The organism is Pseudorhodobacter sp. MZDSW-24AT, assembly GCF_002794355.1.
Classification (GTDB): domain Bacteria; phylum Pseudomonadota; class Alphaproteobacteria; order Rhodobacterales; family Rhodobacteraceae; genus Pseudotabrizicola.
Map to the genome: position 1 here is coordinate 710,152 of NZ_PGOI01000007.1, position 17,993 is coordinate 728,144.

Consider the following 17,993-nt stretch of genomic DNA (forward strand, 5'->3'; position numbering starts at 1 on the left):
ATGTCCGCTGGACGTCGCGCTTGCGCTTGGCTAAGAACCCGAACGGCAGGGTCGTGGGCAACCACAGCCCCGAAATCTTTATGGGTCGCAGCCCCTGCGGCCTTGAAAGGGAGAATTACTCGTGTCCCACGCAGAAGACCACGCAGGCACCCGCAGGGATTTCCTGTATTACGCAACCGCCGGGGCCGGGGCTGTTGCCGCCGGGGCCGCGGTCTGGCCGCTTGTGAACCAGATGAACCCCTCTGCCGATGTGCAGGCGCTGTCGTCGATCTTCGTCGACGTGTCGGGCGTCGCCGTCGGCACGCAGCTGACGGTGAAGTTTCTTGGCAAGCCGGTGTTCATCCGCCGCCGCTCGGAAGCCGAGATTGAGGCCGCCCGCGCCACCACGCTGGACGAGCTGACGATCGACCGCCTTGCCCAGAACCCCAACAAGCCCGGCGCTGACGCGCTGGACCAGAACCGCACGCTGGACGAAGCCGGCGAGTGGCTGGTGATGATCGGCGTCTGCACCCACCTCGGCTGCGTTCCGATCGGCGATGGCGCGGGCGATTTCGGTGGCTGGTTCTGCCCTTGCCACGGCTCGCACTATGACGAGGCTGGCCGCATCCGCCGCGGCCCCGCACCGCGCAACCTCGACATTCCGCTTGCGTCCTTCGTGGACGATTCAACGATCAGGCTCGGATAAGGACACAACACCATGGCCGGAATTCCGCACGACCATTACGAGCCCAAGACGGGTGGAGAGAAGTGGCTGCACAAGCGCCTCCCCATCGTCGGGCTGATGTATGACACCTTGATGCTGCCCACACCCAAGAACCTGAACTGGATGTGGATCTGGGGCATCATCCTGACCTTCTGCCTTGCCCTGCAAATCGTGACCGGCATCGTGCTGGTGATGCATTACACGCCGCATGTCGACCATGCCTTCGCCTCGGTCGAGCATATCATGCGCAACGTGAACGGCGGACACATGCTCCGCTATTTGCACCAGAACGGCGCATCGCTGTTCTTCATCGCCGTTTACCTGCACATCTTCCGCGGCCTGTACTACGGCAGCTACAAGGCCCCGCGCGAAGTGACCTGGATCATCGGCATGATCATCTATCTGCTGATGATGGCCACCGCCTTCATGGGCTATGTGCTGCCTTGGGGTCAGATGTCGTTCTGGGGCGCCACCGTGATCACCGGCCTGTTCGGCGCGATCCCGGGCGTGGGCGAAACCATCCAGACTTGGCTGCTTGGCGGTCCGGCGGTGGACAATGCCACGCTGAACCGCTTCTTCTCGCTGCACTACCTGTTGCCCTTCGTGATCGCGGCGCTGGTGGCCGTGCACATCTGGGCCTTCCACACCACCGGCAACAACAACCCCACCGGGGTTGAGGTTCGCCGCGGGTCGAAGGAAGAGGCCGCGCGCGACACCGTGCCGTTCTGGCCCTATTTCGTGATCAAGGATCTCTTTGCGCTTGCAGTGATCCTGGCCGTGTTCTTCGCCATCGTCGGCTTCATGCCGAACTACCTTGGCCACCCTGACAACTACATCGAGGCAAACGCCCTCGCGACCCCTGCGCATATTGTGCCCGAATGGTATTTCCTGCCGTTCTACGCCATCCTGCGCGCGTTCACCGGCGAAGTCTGGGTCGTGATCGCGGCCGAATGGATCACCTTCGGCATCGTCGACGCCAAGTTCTTCGGGGTGCTGGCCATGTTCGGCGCCATCGCGGTGATGGCTCTGGCCCCGTGGCTGGACACGTCCTCGGTGCGGTCGGGCCGCTATCGCCCGATGTTCAAATGGTGGTTCGCCCTGCTCTGCGTCGACTTCATGGTGCTGATGTGGGTGGGCGCGATGCCGGCAGAAGAACCCTATGCCACCATCTCGCTGATCGCCTCGGCCTATTGGTTCGCTTACTTCCTTGTCATCCTGCCGCTTCTGGGTGTCATCGAAAAGCCGACCCCGCAGCCCGCGACCATCGAAGAAGACTTCAATGCCCACTATGCGCCGCCTGCCGCTTCGGCAGTGACCCAACCGGCCGAGTGACAAAGGAACTGACTGACATGATCAGGAACATCGCACTCACCGCCACCACCGCCCTTGCCCTTTCGGCAGGGGTGGCCATGGCTGCCGGTGGCCATGCCGAAATCACCGATCTGGACTTCGCCCATGAAGGCCCGTTCGGTCGCTTTGACCAGAACCAGCTGCAGCGCGGCCTTCAGGTCTATACCGAGGTCTGCGCGGCCTGCCATGGCATGAAATTCGTGCCGATCCGCAGCCTGTCGGACCCGGGTGGCCCGGAAATGCCGGAAGACCAGATCCGCGCCTATGCGGCACAGTTCACGGTGACCGACCGCGAAACCGGCGAAGACCGGGCTGGGGTGCCGACCGACCATTTCCCGATGTCGGGCATGGAAGGCGCGCCGGACCTGTCGCTGATGACCAAGGCCCGCGCCGGTTTTCACGGGCCCTACGGCACCGGGATCAGCCAGTTCTTCAACGGGATCGGCGGGGCGGAATACACCTATTCCATTCTGACCCATTACGATGAAGAACCCGCCTGCGCCCCAGATGGTGTGGACGGCTTTTACTACAACTCGGCCTTCCCGAACGGCGGCGTGCCGGACAGCTGCAAGGACGAGCATGGTGTTTCCACGGTGCCGGGCAGCTGGATCGCGATGCCGAATCCGCTCAGCGACGATCTGGTGACCTATGCCGACGGCACCCCGGCCACCGTTGCCAACATGGCCGAAGATGTCACCGCCTTCCTCGTCTGGGCGGCAGAGCCGAAGATGATGGCACGCAAACAGGCCGGCTTCACCGCCGTGGTTTTCCTGATCATCCTGTCTTCGCTGCTTTATCTGACCAACAAGAAAATCTGGTCCAATGTCAAAGGCAAGAAGATCGCCTGAGCGCCGTGCCAGAGATGACGCTGGAAAGCCCCGCCACTGGCGGGGCTTTTTCGTTCCAACGGGGTCTGGAGACAGTCCTGCTGCTGCCGCGCGGGGGGAAGCGTCGGACGCCTCCGGCGGGAGTATTTAAGAAAGGTGCAATGACAGCCGCAGGACCTTTGTGGTTTGCACCTTTTCCAAATACTCCCGCGCGGAGCGCTCTTTTTACCCCAGATAGGCTTGCAGCGCCGGAGGTGGGTCGGCGAACAAAGGTTCCGTCGGGGCAGGGGGATGGGCCATGCCCTCTGTCACCAGAACTGTCCACTCGGCAAAGGCCCGTGCATCCGCCGGGTCGTGGGTGACCATAAGCACCAGCGCGCCGGTTTCGGTGGCGACTTCCTCCACCAAGGCCAGCATCTCGGCTTTCAGGGCGGGACCAAGGGCGGCAAAGGGCTCGTCCAAGAGCAGCACGGGCCGCGCCCGCAACAAGGCGCGCGCCAGTGCCGCGCGGCCGATCTGTCCACCCGAAAGCTGCGCGGGTTTGCGTGTGCCCATACCCGCCAGCCCCACCCGGTCGAGCACGGCGGTGACTTGAGCGCATTGTGCGGCAGAGAGGCGCAGGTCGGGACGCAGGCCAAGGCCAAGGTTTTGCGCCACGGTCAGATGCGGGAACAGGTTCTGATCTTGAAACAAAATCGTCACCGGCCGGGCTCCGGGGCTTGCGGGCGCGAGATCCTTTCCTTGCCAGAGCACGCGCCCTGATTGCGGTGCGAAGAATCCGGCTATGGCGGCCAGCAGTGTGGATTTCCCCGCACCCGAAGGCCCGATCACCGCCACCCGCGCGCCTGCGGGCACCTCCCAATCCGCGGTCAGACGAAACGCGTCCTGCGCCAGCACCATCTTGTCAAACCGCAGCATGGCGACGCCCCCAGAAATCAAACGCCCAGAACAGCCCAAAACTGATGCCCACCAGCAGGAGCGCCGCCCCTGCCGCTGTGTCCAGCCGATACGACGCCATCAGCCCTTGCACCACCAAAGGCAGGGTTGCGCTTTGGTCCGAAGCGAACAGCGCGATCACCCCCAGATCGCCCATGGACAAGGCCGCCGCAAGCCCGGCACCAAAGCCCAAGGGCCGCGCCAGCCGGGGCAGGGCGATCAACCGCAGCCACGCCAGCCCTTGCAGGTGCAGCGATTCGGACAACCTCCCGTAATCGGCCCGCAGCACGCGCGCTTCGGGCAGCAGCAGCCGATAGACGAAGGGCAGCGACAGCGCCACGTTCACCGCGACCGTCACCCCCAGCGCCAGCCGGGATGGCAGCACCCAAGGCTGCACCAGCAGGAACAGCCCGGTGCCGAGGACCAGTCCCGACGTTGCCAGCGGCAGCAATGCCACCCCGTCCATCACCGCTGCACCCCGTTGCGCTTCCGCCACCGACAGGGCCAGCGCCAAGGAGGCAACCAGCGTCAGCAGGGTCGAGATCAGCGCCACAGCCACAGACCGCCCTGCCGCAGCCCAGACAGCGGGCGGCAGCTCGCCCAAGCCCGGTGCACCGCGCAAGGCGATGGCGCAGAGCGGGCCCAGCAGGAACAGCGCCGCTGCCGCAATCGCCAGCACGTCGATGGCCAAGGGCAGTGCGCCCTGCACCCGCAGCACCGGCGCGCGGCCAAGGCCTGCGCCAAAGCCCGGTGTGGCCACCACCCGCCAGATCAGCGTCGCCACCAGCGCGCAAAGCAGGAACTGCACCCCGGCCAGCATCGCCGCCCGGCCGAGGTTGAAGTCGAATCGCACCGCCTGATAGATCGCAAGCTCTACCGTTGTCGCGCCCGGCCCTCCCCCCAGCGTCAACGCGATGGCAAAGCTGGTCAGGCAGATCACAAAGATCACCGCGCAAGCTCCCGGCAGCACCGCCCGCAGCATCGGCCTTTCCAGATGCCGCGTCACCTGCGCCGGAGCAAAGCCGAGCGACTCGGCCAGCCGGAAGCGTTCGGCCGGGATCGCCTGCCAGCCTTGCAGGATCATGCGCACGGCCAAGGGCAGGTTCAGAAAGACATGCGCCAGAATCACCCCCTGCGCACCATAGACCGTCAGCGTCGGCAACCCCACGGCCGCCAGCCCCTGATTGACCCATCCGCTGCGCCCGAAAACCGCGATCAGCCCCATGACCGCCACGATGGTGGGCAGCAAGAATGGCGCCCCCATCAGCGTGATCAGCGCGCCCCGCCCAAAAAACTGCCGCCGCGCCAGCGCCCGCGCCACCGGCACCGCGAGCAGGCAGGACAGCCCTGCCGACACGGCCGCCTGCCACAGCGTGAACCACAGCGCCTGCGCATCGCCCGTTGCCAGTGCGGGCCAAACCCCGGCCCGCCACAGCACCGCGACCAGCGGCAGCAGCACCAAGGCTGCCACCGCCGCCGCGACGCCCGCGCCGATCACTGAGACAGCGCTGCGCGCCATTCCTCGACCGCCTCCACCCGAAGCGATTCGGCCTCATCCTCGGTCAGGAACAGCACCTTTTCCGGCAAAGGCAACGCCGCCCAGCCCTCTGGCCAGTCCGCCACTGGCAAGGCCGAGGGCAGCGACCAGTTCGCCGCCGGCACCACCTTTTGAAACTCGGGCGTCAGCACCCAAGCCATGAACCGGTCTGCCAGTTCCGGCTGATCGGTGCCTGCGATTTTCCCCACGGTTTCCGCCATGAAGTAATGCCCCTCGGGGAACAGCGCGGCCTGCTTGGTCTGATCGTCTTCGGCCATCATGTGATAGGCGGGCGAGGTGGTGTAGCTCAGCACCATATCGGCCTCGCCGCTGGTGAACAGACCATAGCTTTCCGACCAGCCCTTGGTCACCGTCAGAACATGCGGCGCCAGATCGGCCCAGAAGGCCCCGGCCTGATCGCCATAAACCGCCTTCACCCAAAGCACCATCGCCAGCCCCGAGATCGAGGTGCGCGGGTCCTGAATCACCACCGTGATCCCGTCTGGCAAGTGGCGCATGGCCTCCAGCGAGGCAGGCGGTGTGGCCATCCGCGTGGTGTCATAGACAAAGGCGGTGTGGCCCCAGTTAAAAGGAAGGAAGGTGTCATCCGGCCAGTCGACCGGCACGGTCAGCGCCGCCAGATCCTGCCCATGCGGCGCAAACAGCCCGGAGTCGCGCGCGCGGGCCAGCACATCGGTCGACAGCCCGATCATCACATCGGCCTGCGTCCGCTCGCCCTCCAGCAGAAGGCGGGGCAGCAGATCTCCGGTCGAGAACTCAAGGTCACAGTCGCAGATCGCCTCGAACCCCGATTCGATCGCCGGACCGGGCCCCCATTCCGAAGTGAAATATTCCCCTGCATAAACAGTCAGAACAGGCGTTTCTGCATGCGCGGCAAGCGCAAGGCAGGAAAGGCCGGTCGCAAGGATTGAAGTCTTCATGTCTTCCTCCAATTGCGACGGAACAGGTCGGGCTTGGAGGTCATCCGTCGCACCTTCCCTCCGCCGGTATGATCCGGTTCAGGTTCAACGGGTCCGCTTTCGCATCTCAGCCCAAATCTTGGGCACCCCGAGGTATCGGCAAGGATAGGCCCGCCGCCCGCAGGCGCAAGGGCCAAAAGCAAGGCGGGTCAGGCCTCGGTCAAAAGCGCGGCCAGACCTTCCCGATAGGTGGGATACAGCAGGCGCACGCCCAGTTCGTCCTTGATCCGGTCATTCCGCACCCGCTTGGATTCGGAATAGAAGCTGCGCGCCATCGGCGTCATCTCGGCCTCTTCAAATCGAATCGCGGGCGGTTCCGGCAGGCCCAGCAGGGCCGCCGCATGCGACAGCACATCTTCTGGCGGGGCGGGTTCGTCATCACAGACGTTATAGGCCGCGCCGGGGTTGGGACGCGCGATGCTGGCGGCCAAGACCTGCGCAATATCCTCGACATGGGTGCGGCTGAAATACTGCCCAGACTTGATGATACGCCGCGCGCTGCCGTCACGCACCTTTTCAAACGGCCCGCGACCGGGGCCGTAAATCCCTGCCAGCCGAAAGATATGCACGGGCAGGCCCGTGGCCCGCCATTGTTCTTCGGCCAGCACGCGCTGCGCGCCGCGCGGACTTGCGGGGGTCAGCGCGGTCGTTTCATCCACCCAAGCCCCCTGATGGTCGCCATAGACACCGGTGGTCGACAGATAGCCCACCCAGTCCAGGTGCGCCTGTGCCATCTGCGGACAGAGTTGCAAAAACGGGTCGCCTGCCGCATCCGGTGCTGCGGAAACCAAAACATGCGTCGCCTGCGCCAAAGCCGGGCCAAGATCTCCGGGCCACAGCAGCGGGGTGATCCCGCGCGCCTGCATGCGCGCGGCTTTGTCTGGGTCGCGGGTGGTGCCAATCACCGACCAGCCTTGCGCAATCAGCCGCCGGGCCAACGCATCCGCGCTATAGCCATGTCCAAGGGAAAGCAGGGTGTTCATGTTGTCCAATATGGCGTGCCGCGCCGCCGCCGCAAGCGGCTTTGCCACCAGAAACCTGTCCGGCTGCCTCGGATGCGGGCTCAATCCGGTTGCAGCATATAGCCTTCACCGCGCACGGTTTGCAGATAGCGCGGTTGTTTGGGGTCGTCCTCGATCTTGCGGCGCAGGCGGGTGATCTGCACATCCACCGCGCGTTCCTGTGCCGCATCATCGCGGCCCAGATCGGCCACCAGCTTTTCACGGCTGATCGCCAGTCCCGGTTGCGCCGAAAACAGCCGCATCAGCGCGGCCTCGGTCGCGGTCAGCCGAACCGGATCGGGCCCGCGCCACAACTCGCCGCGGTCCATGTCATAGCGCACCGGGCCCAGATGCAGCACCTTGGGCACCGTCTCATTGCGCACCACCGGCACCCGGCGCAGAATTGCATTGATGCGCAGCAGCAATTCCTTGGGCTCAAAAGGCTTGCCCAGATAGTCATCCGCCCCGGCCTCAAACCCTTCGATCCGGCTGGCGGTCTCGCCTTTGGCGGTCAGCAGCAAAATGGGCGTCTGCATCTTCTGGCGCAGCTCGCGGGTCAGAGTGATGCCATCTTCCCCGGGCATCATCACGTCCAGCACGATCATGTCGAATTCCAAGCCTGACAACAGCCGCCGTGCTTGTGCTGCGTCGCGGGCGACCGACACCAGAAATCCGTTGCGGATCAGGAATTTCTGCAACAGCCCCCGAATGCGTTCATCATCATCCACCACCAGCAGATGCGCGTCCCCTTGGGTCATGCGCCGCCCTCCTTCAGCCCTTGATACTGCCGCCGCAGTTCTGGGTCCATCATCGCTTCCAGCACTTGCCGAAAACCCGTCACAGCCTGCGGCCCCGCTGCGCGATAGGCCGCGCGCATCCGCGCGCGTTGCGCGTCTGAAAGCTCGCGCTCCAACTCCTGTCCTTTGGCGGTCAGATGCAGATGGCGCTCCCGCTTGTCGCGCCGTCCCACCCGCGCCTCCACCAGCCCATCCTCTACCAAGGTGCGCAGCACCCGGTTCAGCGATTGCTTGGTGACGCCCAGAATGGTCAGCAGGTTCGACACCGTGGTGCCGGGGCTCCGGTGAATGAAATGGATGGCCCGGTGATGCGCGCGCCCGTAATCCATGCCCTCCAGAATGCGATCCGGATCGGCTGTGAAACCGCGATAGGCAAAGAACATGGCCTCGATACCCTTGCGCAACTGTTCATCTGTCAGGAACAGCAGGCTTTCGCCGCTGGGGGTCTGATCTGCCATGGGTCGCCTCCCTGCCTGACGGTGAAGTTACGTCAGCCTTGTTGACTTTCCAAGACCCAACTGCTAGCCCGCTCACGGCTTTGCGCAAGATTGTGTCCGAAACGGACCTTGCTTGTGCAACTTTGTGAAAATTTGGGGGGCATCATGGCTGGCTATGACGATCGTGACGGGTTCATCTGGATGGATGGCAAATTGGTAGACTGGCGCGATGCCAATGTCCACATTTTGACCCACGCCATGCACTATGCCTCTGCGGTCTTTGAGGGCGAGCGCTGCTACAACGGCAAGATCTTCAAATCCCGCGAACATTCCGAACGCTTGCGCAAATCGGGCGAATTGCTCGACATGGAACTCCCGTGGTCGGTCGATGAGATCGAAGCCGCGAAAGAGGCAGTGCTCAAGGCCAACAACCTGACAGATGCCTATGTGCGCGCCCTTGCGTGGCGCGGCGCGGGTGAGGATATGGGCGTGGCCGCCAAGCGCAACCCGATCCGCTTGGCCGTTGCCGTGTGGTCATGGGGCAACTACTACGGCGACGCCAAGTTCAAGGGGGCGAAGCTCGACATCGCCAAGTGGAAACGCCCCGCGCCCGACACCATCCCCCACGCCGCCAAAGCCGCCGGGCTTTACATGATTTGCACCATGTCCAAACACGCAGCCGAAGCCAAAGGCTGCTCGGACGCGATGATGTTCGACTATCGCGGCTACGTCGCCGAAGCCACCGGCGCCAACATCTTCTTCGTCAAGGATGGCGAAGTGCACACGCCCATCCCCGATGCCATTCTGAACGGCATCACTCGGCAAACCGTCATCGGCATGCTGCGGGAAAAGGGCATCAAAGTGACCGAGCGCCGGATTGAGGCTTCGGAACTGGAAGGCTTCCAGCAGTGCTTCCTCACCGGGACGGCCGCCGAAGTCACGCCGGTGGGCCAAATCGGTGACTATAATTTCGAGGTTGGCGATCTGTGCAAACAGATCTCGCTTGATTACGAAAAGCTCGTCCGCAGCTGATACAAAACCTCAGCAGAACCGTCACAAAAAGTTCATAATTCAGTTCCGGAATAACCCGCGTCGTGACGCGCTTTCTTCATGAAGGTTTCGTGAAGGATTCGTGATGTCTGTGTTCGAGACGTGGTTGAACCCCGCAGAGCGGGTGGGTGCGGCAAGTTGGAGATCCTTTCTTGCCCATCCGCCCGGCGGCGCGCTCACCTGGACGCTGTTCTTCAGCCTGCTCGCCATCGATGCGGCGCTGATGTTGGGGCATATCGGCGGGCTGGCCGCGCAAGCTGCGGGCTGGGTTGCCGAGGTTCCGGCTTGGCTTAGCACCTTTGGCGACACCTCCCCCGCCGAACGGGTCAACCATCTGAAATGGGTGGCGGTGATTGGCTGTCTTGTCCTCGTCTGGCGGCGGACGAAGGCCCCGGTGTTTCTGGCCCTCGCCATCGTTTTTGCCATCGTCCTTGCCGATGATGCGCTGCAACTGCATGAGCGTTTCGGGCCCAAGATCCGCGGAAAATTCGGTCTCTCTGGCACAATCGCGGGCATCAAGGCGTCACAATTTGCGGAAATGGCGGTCTGGGCGGCGCTTGCCTGCATCATCCTGCCGCTGCTTGTGCTTGGCTATCGCCGGTCGTCGCACAGATGGCGCGTTGCGGCGATCTTCCCGATCTTAGGCTTTTCTGCCGCCGTCTTTGCAGGGGTCGGGCTTGATACCGTTCAGGAAGGCACCCGCCTGATCGCCGATCAAACGGTGGCCGCCGCCCTGCTGCTCAGCCTTCAGCTCGCGGAATGTTTCGGAGAATCAGCCGCCGCCTCTTTGACGGCAGCGTTCAGCTTCGGTCTCTGGCGCGCCTACGCCAAAGACCCTGTCTGATTCCATCTGCCGTCGCGCAAACCGGCCTCAGGCCATGCGCCCCCGCGCGATGCGCAGGAATTGCGCCAGCCGTGTGCCGCCTGTGGGCGTGTGGCGGCGTGGAAAGGTGTCGCGCTGCACGCGTGCAATCCGCAAGAATTGCGCGGTGCGGCTGCCGGTGCTGGGGCTGCGGGTATCGGCCAGATGGCGGCCCTTCGGGTCACGGTGCATGGTTTCCTCCTCTGGTTGAAGGCCCAGCATACCGCAAAACGGCCCAAAAGCCAAACGCCCCGGCCAAGACCGGGGCGCGCGGCAATGGCAACCGGCTTAGGCCAGCTCGGTTTCCACCTCGATATTCCCTTTGGTCGCGTTGGAATACGGGCAGATGAAATGACCGCGTTCCACGATCTTTTCGGCCACCGAACGCTCCACCCCCGGCAGATCCACCACCAGTTTCACTTTCAGCCCAAAGCCGCCATCGCTGCGCGGCCCGATGCCCACATGGGCCTTGACCGTTGCTTCATCCGGCACTGTGCCCAGCTTTTCGCTGCTGGCCGCAAACCGCATCGCGCCCAGATAGCAGGCGGCATAGCCAAGCGCGAACAACTCTTCCGGGTTGTGCCCAGCGCCCGAACCACCCAGCTCTTTCGGGCTGGTCATCGTCACCGTCAGCTTGCCATCGGCCAGCTTGGCCAGACCATTGCGGCCGCCCCCGGTGGCTTGGGCTTCAGTCCAGTATTTCGGGTCCACAGACATCAGGTATCCTTTCGTTTGCGATTTAATCGTATGCGATTGAATGTAGGTGACTCGCTGCCGCAGGTCAATACGCTTGCGATTCAATCGCGCGCGATTATATTGGGTGCATGACATTGCCCTTGCCCGACATGATCTGCTTCGCGCTTTATTCTGCCACCCATGCCATGCAGCATGTCTACAAACCCTTGCTTGATGATCTGGGCCTGACCTATCCGCAATATCTTGTCCTGACTGCGCTTTGGGCGGGCGAGGCGCAAACCGTGGGCAGTTTGGGCCGTCAGGTGCAGCTTGAATCCAACACGCTCACCCCGCTGCTCAAGCGTCTGGAAGAACGGGGGCTGATCTTGCGCAGCCGCAGCACAGCCGATGAACGGCAGGTCAACATCACCCTGACGGATCAGGGCCGCGCCCTGCAAGCCCGTGCTGCGCATATTCCGGCAGCGGTGCTGGAAAAATCGGGCCTGTCCGTCGCGGATCTGGCCCGCCTGCGCGATCAGATCACGGGCCTGCGCGATCATTTGCGCGGCGCCTAGAGCGCGCCACGGCCCCGCTTTCCCGTCACGCCGGAAGTTGGGCGACGGCCCAGCGGGCGGCATCCGCCACCGTCGCATCGGCGTCATCGCACAACCCTTGCGCCACGCAGCGCAATCCGGCGTCACCGGAATTGCCAATCGCATACAGCACGTTGCGCACAAACCGCCCCCGCCCGATCCGCTTGATCGGGCTTCCGGCAAAGCGCGCGCGGAACCCCGCATCATCCAGTTCCGCGAGTTCGGCCAAGGGCGGTGCGCCGTGCCGCGCAGCATAGCCGATGTCGCTTGCCGCCTTGGCGAACTTGTTCCACGGGCAGATCGCCAAGCAATCATCGCAACCGTAAATCCGGTTGCCCATCCGCCCGCGCAACTCTTCATCCACCGGGCCGGAATGCTCGATCGTCAGATAAGAAATGCAGCGCCGTGCATCCAGTTGATAGGGGGCCGGAAACGCCCCGGTTGGGCAAATCTCCAGACAAGCCCGGCACGATCCGCAATGGCTTACCTCGGGCGCATCGGGGGGCAGGTCCAGCGTGGTAAAGATCGCGCCAAGGAAGAACCAGTTGCCCAAGTCGCGGCTGAGCACATTGGTGTGCTTGCCTTGCCAGCCCAATCCTGCTGCCTGTGCGAGCGGCTTTTCCATGACCGGGGCGGTGTCGACAAACACCTTGATCTCGCAAGGGTTTTGGCCCCGCTGCGCCTCGTCGATCAGCCAGCGCCCCAGCCGCTTCAGCCGCCGCTTGACCAGATCGTGGTAGTCCTTGCCTTGCGCATAAACCGAGATCACCCCCCGGTCCCGCTCTTGCAACAGCGGCAGGGGGTTGGCCTCCGGCGCGTAACTCTCGGCCAGCATGATGACCGACCGCGCCTCGGGCCACAGCGCAGCAGGATTCCCGCGCCAGCCCATGCGTTCGGCCATCCAGCCCATCTGGCCATGCCGCCCCTCGGCCACAAAGGCGGCCAACCGCTCTGCCGCCTCTGGAATCGCATCGGGCTTGGTGATGCGCAGCGCCGAAAACCCTTCGGCAAGGGCGCGCGCGTGCAGGCGGGCTTTCAACTCATCGCTCATGCGCCCAGCATAAACCTGCCCGACGCGAAGGGCCACGCCCCAATCCCTTGAACTTCCTGTCTCCGCCTGAAACACTGCACGTCCCCTGAAGGAGCCTCTGCCTTGCGTAACCGCCCCGTTCTTGTCATCGCCGTTGCCATGGCCCTGCTGGCCGTTGCCCTTTTCGGCTATAGCAAGGGCATGGCGCTTGTCGGCTCGGGCGCCCCGCCCGCCTATGCGGCTCCCGAAGATCAGGCCGACCGCATCATCGTCTCGAAATCCGACCGCAAGATGTATCTCCTGCGCGGCGCTGAGGTGTTGAAAACCTATGATGTGTCGATGGGAATGGCGTGGGATGCGGGCCACAAGCAGCGCGAGGGCGACCAGCGCACACCCGAAGGCGATTACCTGATCGATTGGCGCAACCCAAAATCGGTGGCACATCTCAGCCTGCATATTTCCTACCCCAATGCCGCAGACAAGGCCGCTGCCGCTGCAAACGGCTACAGCCCCGGCGGCGACATCATGATCCACGGCCTGCCCAATGGCTGGGGTGCGCTTGGACGCTGGCACACATGGCTGAACTGGACCGATGGCTGCGTCGCCGTCACCAATGCCGAAATGCGCGAGATCTGGTCGCTCACCCCCACCGGAACCCCCATCTCGCTGTTTCCGCAATGGTCGCCCCCGGTGTAAGCCGAGGGCAAACCTTAACAAATCCTGAACTTCAAAGATCTAAGTAATTGATTTTACTTTGTTGTCCTGGGTGTAACACAGGGGGAAAGCCACCCCCTTCATTCCAGCCCGCTTTTCCCCTAAACCAGCGTCATCAAGGGGAGACCGCCATGAGCCTGAACACCTTCGGCCACCTGTTCCGCGTGACCACCTGGGGCGAAAGCCACGGACCCGCCATCGGCTGCACCGTCGACGGCTGCCCCCCCGGAATCGCCCTGACCGAGGCGGATATCCAACCCTGGCTCGACAAGCGCAAGCCCGGCCAGAACAAGTTCACCACCCAGCGGAAAGAGCCCGACGAGGTTCGCATCCTCTCGGGCGTGTTCGAGGGGCGCACGACGGGCACCTCGATTCAGCTGATGATCGAGAACACCGATCAGCGGTCCAAGGATTATGGCGACATCGCCGCCGCCTTCCGCCCCGGTCACGCCGACATCACCTATCACCAGAAGTATGGCCACCGTGATTACCGCGGCGGCGGCCGCTCTTCTGCCCGTGAAACCGCAGCGCGGGTGGCCGCTGGGGGTGTCGCCCGCGCCGCACTCTCGGCCTTGGTGCCGGGTCTGCAGGTGACGGGGTATATGGTTCAGATGGGGGCGCGCGGGATCGACCGCGCCCGCGTGGACCTTGGCACCCTTGCCGACAATCCATTCTGGTGCCCGGACCCGGTCGCTGCCGAAGATTGGGCCACCTACCTTGATGAACTCCGGCTGTCCCACAACTCGGTCGGTGCCGTGATCGAGGTGATCGCAATCGGAGTACCTGCCGGCCTCGGCGCGCCACTTTATGGCAAGCTCGACAGCGATCTTGCGAGCGCAATGATGAGTATCAATGCGGTCAAGGGCGTCGAGATTGGTGACGGGATGGCGGCGGCCGCCTTGACCGGCGTCGACAATGCCGACGAAATTCGCATGGGTCCGGATGGCCCTGAATTTTTGTCAAACCACGCCGGGGGCATTTTGGGCGGCATTTCGACCGGTCAGCCAGTGGTTTGCCGCTTTGCCGTCAAACCGACCTCAAGCATTCTGACACCCCGCCGAACGATCAACCAGCAGGGGGAAGACATCGACCTGATCACGAAAGGCCGCCACGACCCCTGTGTGGGCATTCGAGCCGTTCCGGTGGGTGAGGCCATGATGGTGTGCGTGTTGCTGGACCATCTGCTGATGGACCGCGCCCAGACTGGCGGCCAACGCGGGTTGATCGGCTAGGAGGCCGTGCCGGTCAGCTTCGGCAGGGTCGGCGGCTTCGGAAGGGAGACCGGAGCGATGAGGCGTTTCAAATCTGAGAGTCGCATGAGAATCCTCCATCGGATGACGATGAGAGGATGCCGCGAGAGACGATCACATGCCATGAAAGGCTGTGTGAGAATTGTTTCAAATTGCCGATCGGCAGCGCCCCTTTTCTGATCTGCCTAAGGCCATTCGGGGGCGCGCATCGAGGCGGTCGGTGATCGTCCTCAGCGCGGCGGACGCGCTGATCCAAGGCGTGTGGCGTGGATGGCGCCTTGAGGGCAAGGCACGACAAACCAACGAAAAAGGGGCGCCGCTTTGGCACCCCTTTGCAGTAGATCCGTCACCGATCCGACCGGATCAGGCGTTCACGCTGTCTTTCAGCGCTTTTGCGATCGCGAATTTCACCTGCTTGTCAGCGGGCTTGGTCATGGTTTCGCCGGTCGCCGGGTTGCGGACCTGACGCTCGGGGCGTGCCTTGCAGGCAACCTTGCCAAGACCGGGCAGCGTGACCGAACCGCCAGCGGCGACTTCACGGGTCACCACTTCGATGATGGCATCCAGAGCCGAACCCGCGGTTTTCTTGTCGGAGCCCATGGACTCGGCGATTGCGGCCACAAGCTGGGTCTTGGTCATCGGTTTCGTCGTCATTTCTTCTTCCTTATTGCAGGCCGCCGCCAATGGACGGGCCAGAGATGTGGATTGGCCGTTGCCGGCGACGGGTTTCGCTACACAGGTTTTTTCCGCACAGATCAAGCCCAAACCGTGCGTCTAACCTGAAAATGAGCGGTTATAGGAAGGCCGTTTCCTCAAAGCTGCGCAACTTCCGGCTGTGGATGCGCTCGATGGGCATCAACCGCAGGCGCTCCATCGCGCGGATGCCGATTTGCAGGTGACGGCTGACTTGGGTCTTGTAGAAATCGCTGGCCATGCCCGGAAGCTTGAGTTCGCCGTGCAAAGGCTTGTCTGAGACGCAGAGCAAGGTCCCGTAAGGCACCCGAAAACGGAAACCGTTGGCGGCGATGGTGGCGCTTTCCATGTCCAGCGCGATGGCGCGGGATTGCGACAGGCGTTTGACCGGGCCGGATTGATCTCGCAACTCCCAGTTGCGGTTGTCGATGGTGGCCACGGTGCCGGTGCGCATAATCCGTTTCAGTTCATAGCCTTCCAGCTGCGTGACCTCGGCCACCGCTTCTTGCAGGGCGATCTGGATTTCAGCCAAGGCCGGAATGGGAACCCAGACCGGCAGGTCGTCGTCCAGCACGTGGTCTTCGCGCAAATACGCGTGGGCAAGGCAGAAATCGCCCAGAGATTGCGAATTGCGCAGGCCCGCGCAGTGGCCGACCATCAGCCACGCATGAGGGCGCAGCACCGCGATGTGGTCGGTGGCGGTTTTCGCATTGGACGGGCCCACGCCGATGTTCACCAAGGTGATGCCTTGCCCGTCGGCACGCTTCAGGTGGTAGGTGGGCATTTGCGGGAGCTTGGCGACCGGGTGCAGCACCCCGTCTGCGGCGGTGATGATCTGGTTCCCGGTCGCCACGAAGGCGGTGTAGCCCTGTGCCGGATCGGCCAGCATCTTGCGGGCATAAGCCTCGAATTCGTCGACATAAAACTGGTAGTTGGTGAAAAGCACGTGGTTCTGGAAGTGCTGCGGATCGGTGGCGGTGTAATGGGCCAGCCGGGCCAGCGAGTAATCGACGCGCTGCGCGGTGAAGGGCGCGAGTGGCATGGAGCCATCCGGATTTTCGGTGCGCTGCCCGTTCACGATGTCATCATTGGTGGTGGCCAGATCGGGCACGTCAAACACGTCGCGCAAACTGAATTCGAGCACGCCTTCTTGCGGAACCGACACCGCCGGGTTGCCCGCAACGGCAAAGTGCACCGGAATCGGGGTTTCCGATGGCCCGATCTGCACGGGGACGCCATGGTTTTCCATCAGCAGAGTCAGCTGTTGAATCAAGTAGTTACGAAACAGATCGGGGCGGGTGACGGTGGTGGCATAGGTGCCGGGACCCGCGACATGGCCGAAAGCGAGCCGGGAATCGGCCTTGGTGTGGCTGGCCACACGCAGGCGGATTTCGGGGTAAAAGGCGCGGATCCGGGTGTCGGGCTTGCCCTTGGTGACCGTGGCGCTGAAATGATCCGCCAGATAGGCCGTGGCTTTGAAGTAAAGCTCTTCGAGCCGGTCGACGGCGGCGGCGGCATCGGTAAACTCTTGCGCGGCGGGCAGATCTGGCGTTTTGGGGGCGGAACCGTCTTGCATAACATCTCTCGTCAAATGATCCGGCATATAAGCCGAAACCGGGGGTGTCGTGCAAGTGAAGCCTTGGTGACAGGCGGCAAACCGGGAAAAACCCCGCGCGGGCAGGGTCTGCGGCGCGTCGGGTTTGCGTCTGGTTTGCGTATGGCAAACGTCATGCTGTTGCGGCGTGCCGCGCGCACGGGAAAGCCGAAGGGCCGGCCCGCCCGATTGCCCGCCCCGTTGCCCGACCGATTGCCCGTCGGGCTGTGAGTGTCGGTGTCAGCGCGGGGGCAGTTCGGCCAGCACGCGGCGTGCGGCTTCGGCTGGGTCGGCGGCTTGCCAGACCGGGCGGCCGACGACGATGTGATCGGCTCCGTCGGCAATGGCCTGTGCAGGGGTGGCGATGCGTTTCTGATCGCCCGCGGCACTGCCCGTGGGGCGCACGCCGGGGGTGACGATCAGCTTGCCCATGGCTTCGGGCAGGGCGCGGATGGCCGCGGCCTCTTGCGGGCTGGCGATGACTCCATCGGCGCCCGCGGCCAAGGCCCGCGCGGCGCGTTCGAGCGTGAGGGCGTGGATGTCCCCCGGCTTGATGCAGTTGTCGTCCAGATCGTTGCGGTCGAGCGAGGTGAGGATCGTCACCGCCAAGATCTTCAGATCGGTGCCGCCTTTGCCTTCTTGTGCGGCGCGCACCACCTGCGGGTCGCCATGCACGGTCAGAAAGTCGAGGTTATATTGCGCAATGCCGCGCACCGCAGCCTCGACCGTGGCGCCGATGTCGAACAGCTTCATGTCCAGAAAGATGCGTTTGCCCTGTTCCTGTTTCAGTTCATTCGCCAAGGCAAAGCCGCCGCCCGTCAGCATGCCAAGGCCGATCTTGTAGAAGCTGGCGGCATCCCCGATGCGGGCCGCAAGGTCCAAGCCTTGCACAACATTCGGCACATCAAGCGCCACGATCAGGCGATCATCGGACATGGGCGGCTCCTTTGCTGAGTGCCAAGCG

The 17,993-nt window shown here is 63.5% G+C and carries 20 protein-coding genes and 1 riboswitch; of the genes, 8 read left to right on the forward strand and 12 right to left on the reverse strand.

All coding sequences use genetic code 11. From position 1 onward, the window contains the following. Window positions 1–121 precede the first annotated feature (121 nt). The 3 genes from petA to CUR21_RS09495 are packed head-to-tail and all read left to right on the forward strand — an operon-like array spanning window position 122 to window position 2,901. Window positions 122–685, forward strand: a complete 564-nt coding sequence (gene petA, locus CUR21_RS09485) for a ubiquinol-cytochrome c reductase iron-sulfur subunit (protein WP_100196733.1) — start codon at window positions 122–124, stop codon at window positions 683–685. 12 nt (window positions 686–697) lie between these two features. Further along, a complete protein-coding gene (gene petB / locus CUR21_RS09490; RefSeq protein WP_100196734.1) occupies window positions 698–2,035 on the forward strand; it encodes a cytochrome b in 1,338 nt (445 codons plus the stop codon). A gap of 17 nt (window positions 2,036–2,052) precedes the next feature. Continuing rightward, window positions 2,053–2,901 carry a cytochrome c1 gene (locus tag CUR21_RS09495; RefSeq protein WP_100196735.1) on the forward strand — a complete coding sequence of 283 codons (849 nt, stop codon included), beginning with the start codon at window positions 2,053–2,055 and terminating at the stop codon, window positions 2,899–2,901. Window positions 2,902–3,105: 204 nt separating this feature from the next. On the opposite strand, the gene CUR21_RS09500 is transcribed toward CUR21_RS09495, so the two are convergent. The 6 genes from CUR21_RS09500 to CUR21_RS09525 form a co-directional block, all read right to left on the reverse strand. Then, entirely contained in the window at window positions 3,106–3,798 is a 693-nt protein-coding gene (locus tag CUR21_RS09500) for an ATP-binding cassette domain-containing protein (RefSeq protein ID WP_100196736.1), read from the reverse strand. Then, the gene (locus CUR21_RS09505; RefSeq protein WP_100196737.1) at window positions 3,785–5,335 is read right to left on the reverse strand and encodes a thiamine/thiamine pyrophosphate ABC transporter permease ThiP; all 1,551 of its coding nucleotides are present in this window, start codon (window positions 5,333–5,335) and stop codon (window positions 3,785–3,787) included. Before CUR21_RS09505 ends, CUR21_RS09500 begins: the two co-directional genes overlap by 14 nt. Beyond that, entirely contained in the window at window positions 5,311–6,294 is a 984-nt protein-coding gene (locus CUR21_RS09510) for a thiamine ABC transporter substrate binding subunit (RefSeq protein ID WP_100196738.1), read from the reverse strand. Before CUR21_RS09510 ends, CUR21_RS09505 begins: the two co-directional genes overlap by 25 nt. Window positions 6,295–6,332: 38 nt before the next feature. Then, window positions 6,333–6,434, reverse strand: a riboswitch (TPP riboswitch). 48 nt (window positions 6,435–6,482) lie between these two features. Next, window positions 6,483–7,316, reverse strand: coding sequence for an SDR family oxidoreductase (locus CUR21_RS09515; protein WP_100196837.1), 834 nt, complete (start codon window positions 7,314–7,316; stop codon window positions 6,483–6,485). Between the two features lie 80 nt (window positions 7,317–7,396). Then, on the reverse strand, window positions 7,397–8,092 hold the full coding sequence (locus CUR21_RS09520) for a response regulator (RefSeq protein ID WP_100196739.1): 696 nt from the start codon (window positions 8,090–8,092) through the stop codon (window positions 7,397–7,399). After that, window positions 8,089–8,589 (reverse strand): MarR family winged helix-turn-helix transcriptional regulator, encoded by a 501-nt coding sequence (locus tag CUR21_RS09525; protein WP_100196740.1) that lies wholly within the window; start codon window positions 8,587–8,589, stop codon window positions 8,089–8,091. The genes CUR21_RS09520 and CUR21_RS09525 overlap by 4 nt, the downstream gene beginning before the upstream one ends. 144 nt (window positions 8,590–8,733) lie before the next feature. Here CUR21_RS09525 and CUR21_RS09530 point away from each other — a divergent pair, with 144 nt between their 5' ends. Both CUR21_RS09530 and CUR21_RS09535 read left to right on the forward strand, forming a co-directional pair. Continuing rightward, a complete protein-coding gene (locus CUR21_RS09530; protein ID WP_100196838.1) occupies window positions 8,734–9,600 on the forward strand; it encodes a branched-chain amino acid aminotransferase in 867 nt (288 codons plus the stop codon). A gap of 103 nt (window positions 9,601–9,703) precedes the next feature. Next, window positions 9,704–10,462 carry a hypothetical protein gene (locus CUR21_RS09535; protein ID WP_100196741.1) on the forward strand — a complete coding sequence of 253 codons (759 nt, stop codon included), beginning with the start codon at window positions 9,704–9,706 and terminating at the stop codon, window positions 10,460–10,462. 27 nt (window positions 10,463–10,489) lie between these two features. Here CUR21_RS09535 and CUR21_RS09540 read toward each other — a convergent pair whose 3' ends face one another. Together CUR21_RS09540 and CUR21_RS09545 are read right to left on the reverse strand one after the other, a co-directional pair. Further along, window positions 10,490–10,672, reverse strand: coding sequence for a hypothetical protein (locus CUR21_RS09540; protein ID WP_100196839.1), 183 nt, complete (start codon window positions 10,670–10,672; stop codon window positions 10,490–10,492). A 96-nt stretch (window positions 10,673–10,768) separates the two neighbouring features. Beyond that, the gene (locus CUR21_RS09545) at window positions 10,769–11,197 is read right to left on the reverse strand and encodes an organic hydroperoxide resistance protein (RefSeq protein ID WP_100196742.1); all 429 of its coding nucleotides are present in this window, start codon (window positions 11,195–11,197) and stop codon (window positions 10,769–10,771) included. Between the two features lie 107 nt (window positions 11,198–11,304). Here CUR21_RS09545 and CUR21_RS09550 point away from each other — a divergent pair, with 107 nt between their 5' ends. After that, window positions 11,305–11,730: a MarR family winged helix-turn-helix transcriptional regulator gene (locus CUR21_RS09550; RefSeq protein WP_100196743.1), complete on the forward strand. Its 426-nt coding sequence runs from the start codon at window positions 11,305–11,307 to the stop codon at window positions 11,728–11,730. Window positions 11,731–11,755: 25 nt separating this feature from the next. Here the strand turns inward: CUR21_RS09550 and queG are convergent, their stop codons facing one another. After that, window positions 11,756–12,799 (reverse strand): tRNA epoxyqueuosine(34) reductase QueG, encoded by a 1,044-nt coding sequence (gene queG / locus CUR21_RS09555; RefSeq protein WP_100196840.1) that lies wholly within the window; start codon window positions 12,797–12,799, stop codon window positions 11,756–11,758. A 102-nt stretch (window positions 12,800–12,901) separates the two neighbouring features. Between queG and CUR21_RS09560 the strand changes: the two genes are divergently transcribed. Together CUR21_RS09560 and aroC are read left to right on the forward strand one after the other, a co-directional pair. Then, a complete protein-coding gene (locus CUR21_RS09560; RefSeq protein WP_100196744.1) occupies window positions 12,902–13,474 on the forward strand; it encodes a murein L,D-transpeptidase family protein in 573 nt (190 codons plus the stop codon). Window positions 13,475–13,623: 149 nt separating this feature from the next. Then, a complete protein-coding gene (gene aroC / locus CUR21_RS09565) occupies window positions 13,624–14,724 on the forward strand; it encodes a chorismate synthase (RefSeq protein ID WP_100196745.1) in 1,101 nt (366 codons plus the stop codon). 381 nt (window positions 14,725–15,105) lie between these two features. Here aroC and CUR21_RS09570 read toward each other — a convergent pair whose 3' ends face one another. The 3 genes from CUR21_RS09570 to pyrF all read right to left on the reverse strand — a co-directional run bounded on the left by CUR21_RS09570 (window position 15,106) and on the right by pyrF (window position 17,965). Then, window positions 15,106–15,396 (reverse strand): HU family DNA-binding protein, encoded by a 291-nt coding sequence (locus tag CUR21_RS09570; protein WP_198431654.1) that lies wholly within the window; start codon window positions 15,394–15,396, stop codon window positions 15,106–15,108. Window positions 15,397–15,535: 139 nt separating this feature from the next. Next, on the reverse strand, window positions 15,536–17,011 hold the full coding sequence (locus tag CUR21_RS09575) for an AMP nucleosidase (protein ID WP_100196746.1): 1,476 nt from the start codon (window positions 17,009–17,011) through the stop codon (window positions 15,536–15,538). A 258-nt stretch (window positions 17,012–17,269) separates the two neighbouring features. Then, window positions 17,270–17,965 (reverse strand): orotidine-5'-phosphate decarboxylase, encoded by a 696-nt coding sequence (gene pyrF, locus CUR21_RS09580; RefSeq protein ID WP_100196747.1) that lies wholly within the window; start codon window positions 17,963–17,965, stop codon window positions 17,270–17,272. Between the last annotated feature and the right edge of the window lie 28 nt (window positions 17,966–17,993).

Bases quoted from the DNA above. Each gene is read 5' to 3' on its own strand.
- CUR21_RS09495 (WP_100196735.1), top strand. From the start codon at position 2,053: ATGATCAGGAACATCGCACTCACCGCCACCACCGCCCTTGCCCTTTCG.
- CUR21_RS09525 (WP_100196740.1), bottom strand. From the start codon at position 8,589: ATGGCAGATCAGACCCCCAGCGGCGAAAGCCTGCTGTTCCTGACAGAT.
- petB (WP_100196734.1), top strand. From the start codon at position 698: ATGGCCGGAATTCCGCACGACCATTACGAGCCCAAGACGGGTGGAGAG.
- CUR21_RS09545 (WP_100196742.1), bottom strand. From the start codon at position 11,197: ATGTCTGTGGACCCGAAATACTGGACTGAAGCCCAAGCCACCGGGGGC.
- aroC (WP_100196745.1), top strand. From the start codon at position 13,624: ATGAGCCTGAACACCTTCGGCCACCTGTTCCGCGTGACCACCTGGGGC.
- CUR21_RS09505 (WP_100196737.1), bottom strand. From the start codon at position 5,335: ATGGCGCGCAGCGCTGTCTCAGTGATCGGCGCGGGCGTCGCGGCGGCG.
- CUR21_RS09510 (WP_100196738.1), bottom strand. From the start codon at position 6,294: ATGAAGACTTCAATCCTTGCGACCGGCCTTTCCTGCCTTGCGCTTGCC.
- CUR21_RS09520 (WP_100196739.1), bottom strand. From the start codon at position 8,092: ATGACCCAAGGGGACGCGCATCTGCTGGTGGTGGATGATGATGAACGC.
- queG (WP_100196840.1), bottom strand. From the start codon at position 12,799: ATGAGCGATGAGTTGAAAGCCCGCCTGCACGCGCGCGCCCTTGCCGAA.
- CUR21_RS09535 (WP_100196741.1), top strand. From the start codon at position 9,704: ATGTCTGTGTTCGAGACGTGGTTGAACCCCGCAGAGCGGGTGGGTGCG.
- CUR21_RS09500 (WP_100196736.1), bottom strand. From the start codon at position 3,798: ATGCTGCGGTTTGACAAGATGGTGCTGGCGCAGGACGCGTTTCGTCTG.
- CUR21_RS09540 (WP_100196839.1), bottom strand. From the start codon at position 10,672: ATGCACCGTGACCCGAAGGGCCGCCATCTGGCCGATACCCGCAGCCCC.
- CUR21_RS09570 (WP_198431654.1), bottom strand. From the start codon at position 15,396: ATGACGACGAAACCGATGACCAAGACCCAGCTTGTGGCCGCAATCGCC.
- pyrF (WP_100196747.1), bottom strand. From the start codon at position 17,965: ATGTCCGATGATCGCCTGATCGTGGCGCTTGATGTGCCGAATGTTGTG.
- CUR21_RS09515 (WP_100196837.1), bottom strand. From the start codon at position 7,316: ATGAACACCCTGCTTTCCCTTGGACATGGCTATAGCGCGGATGCGTTG.
- CUR21_RS09530 (WP_100196838.1), top strand. From the start codon at position 8,734: ATGGCTGGCTATGACGATCGTGACGGGTTCATCTGGATGGATGGCAAA.
- CUR21_RS09575 (WP_100196746.1), bottom strand. From the start codon at position 17,011: ATGCAAGACGGTTCCGCCCCCAAAACGCCAGATCTGCCCGCCGCGCAA.
- CUR21_RS09550 (WP_100196743.1), top strand. From the start codon at position 11,305: ATGACATTGCCCTTGCCCGACATGATCTGCTTCGCGCTTTATTCTGCC.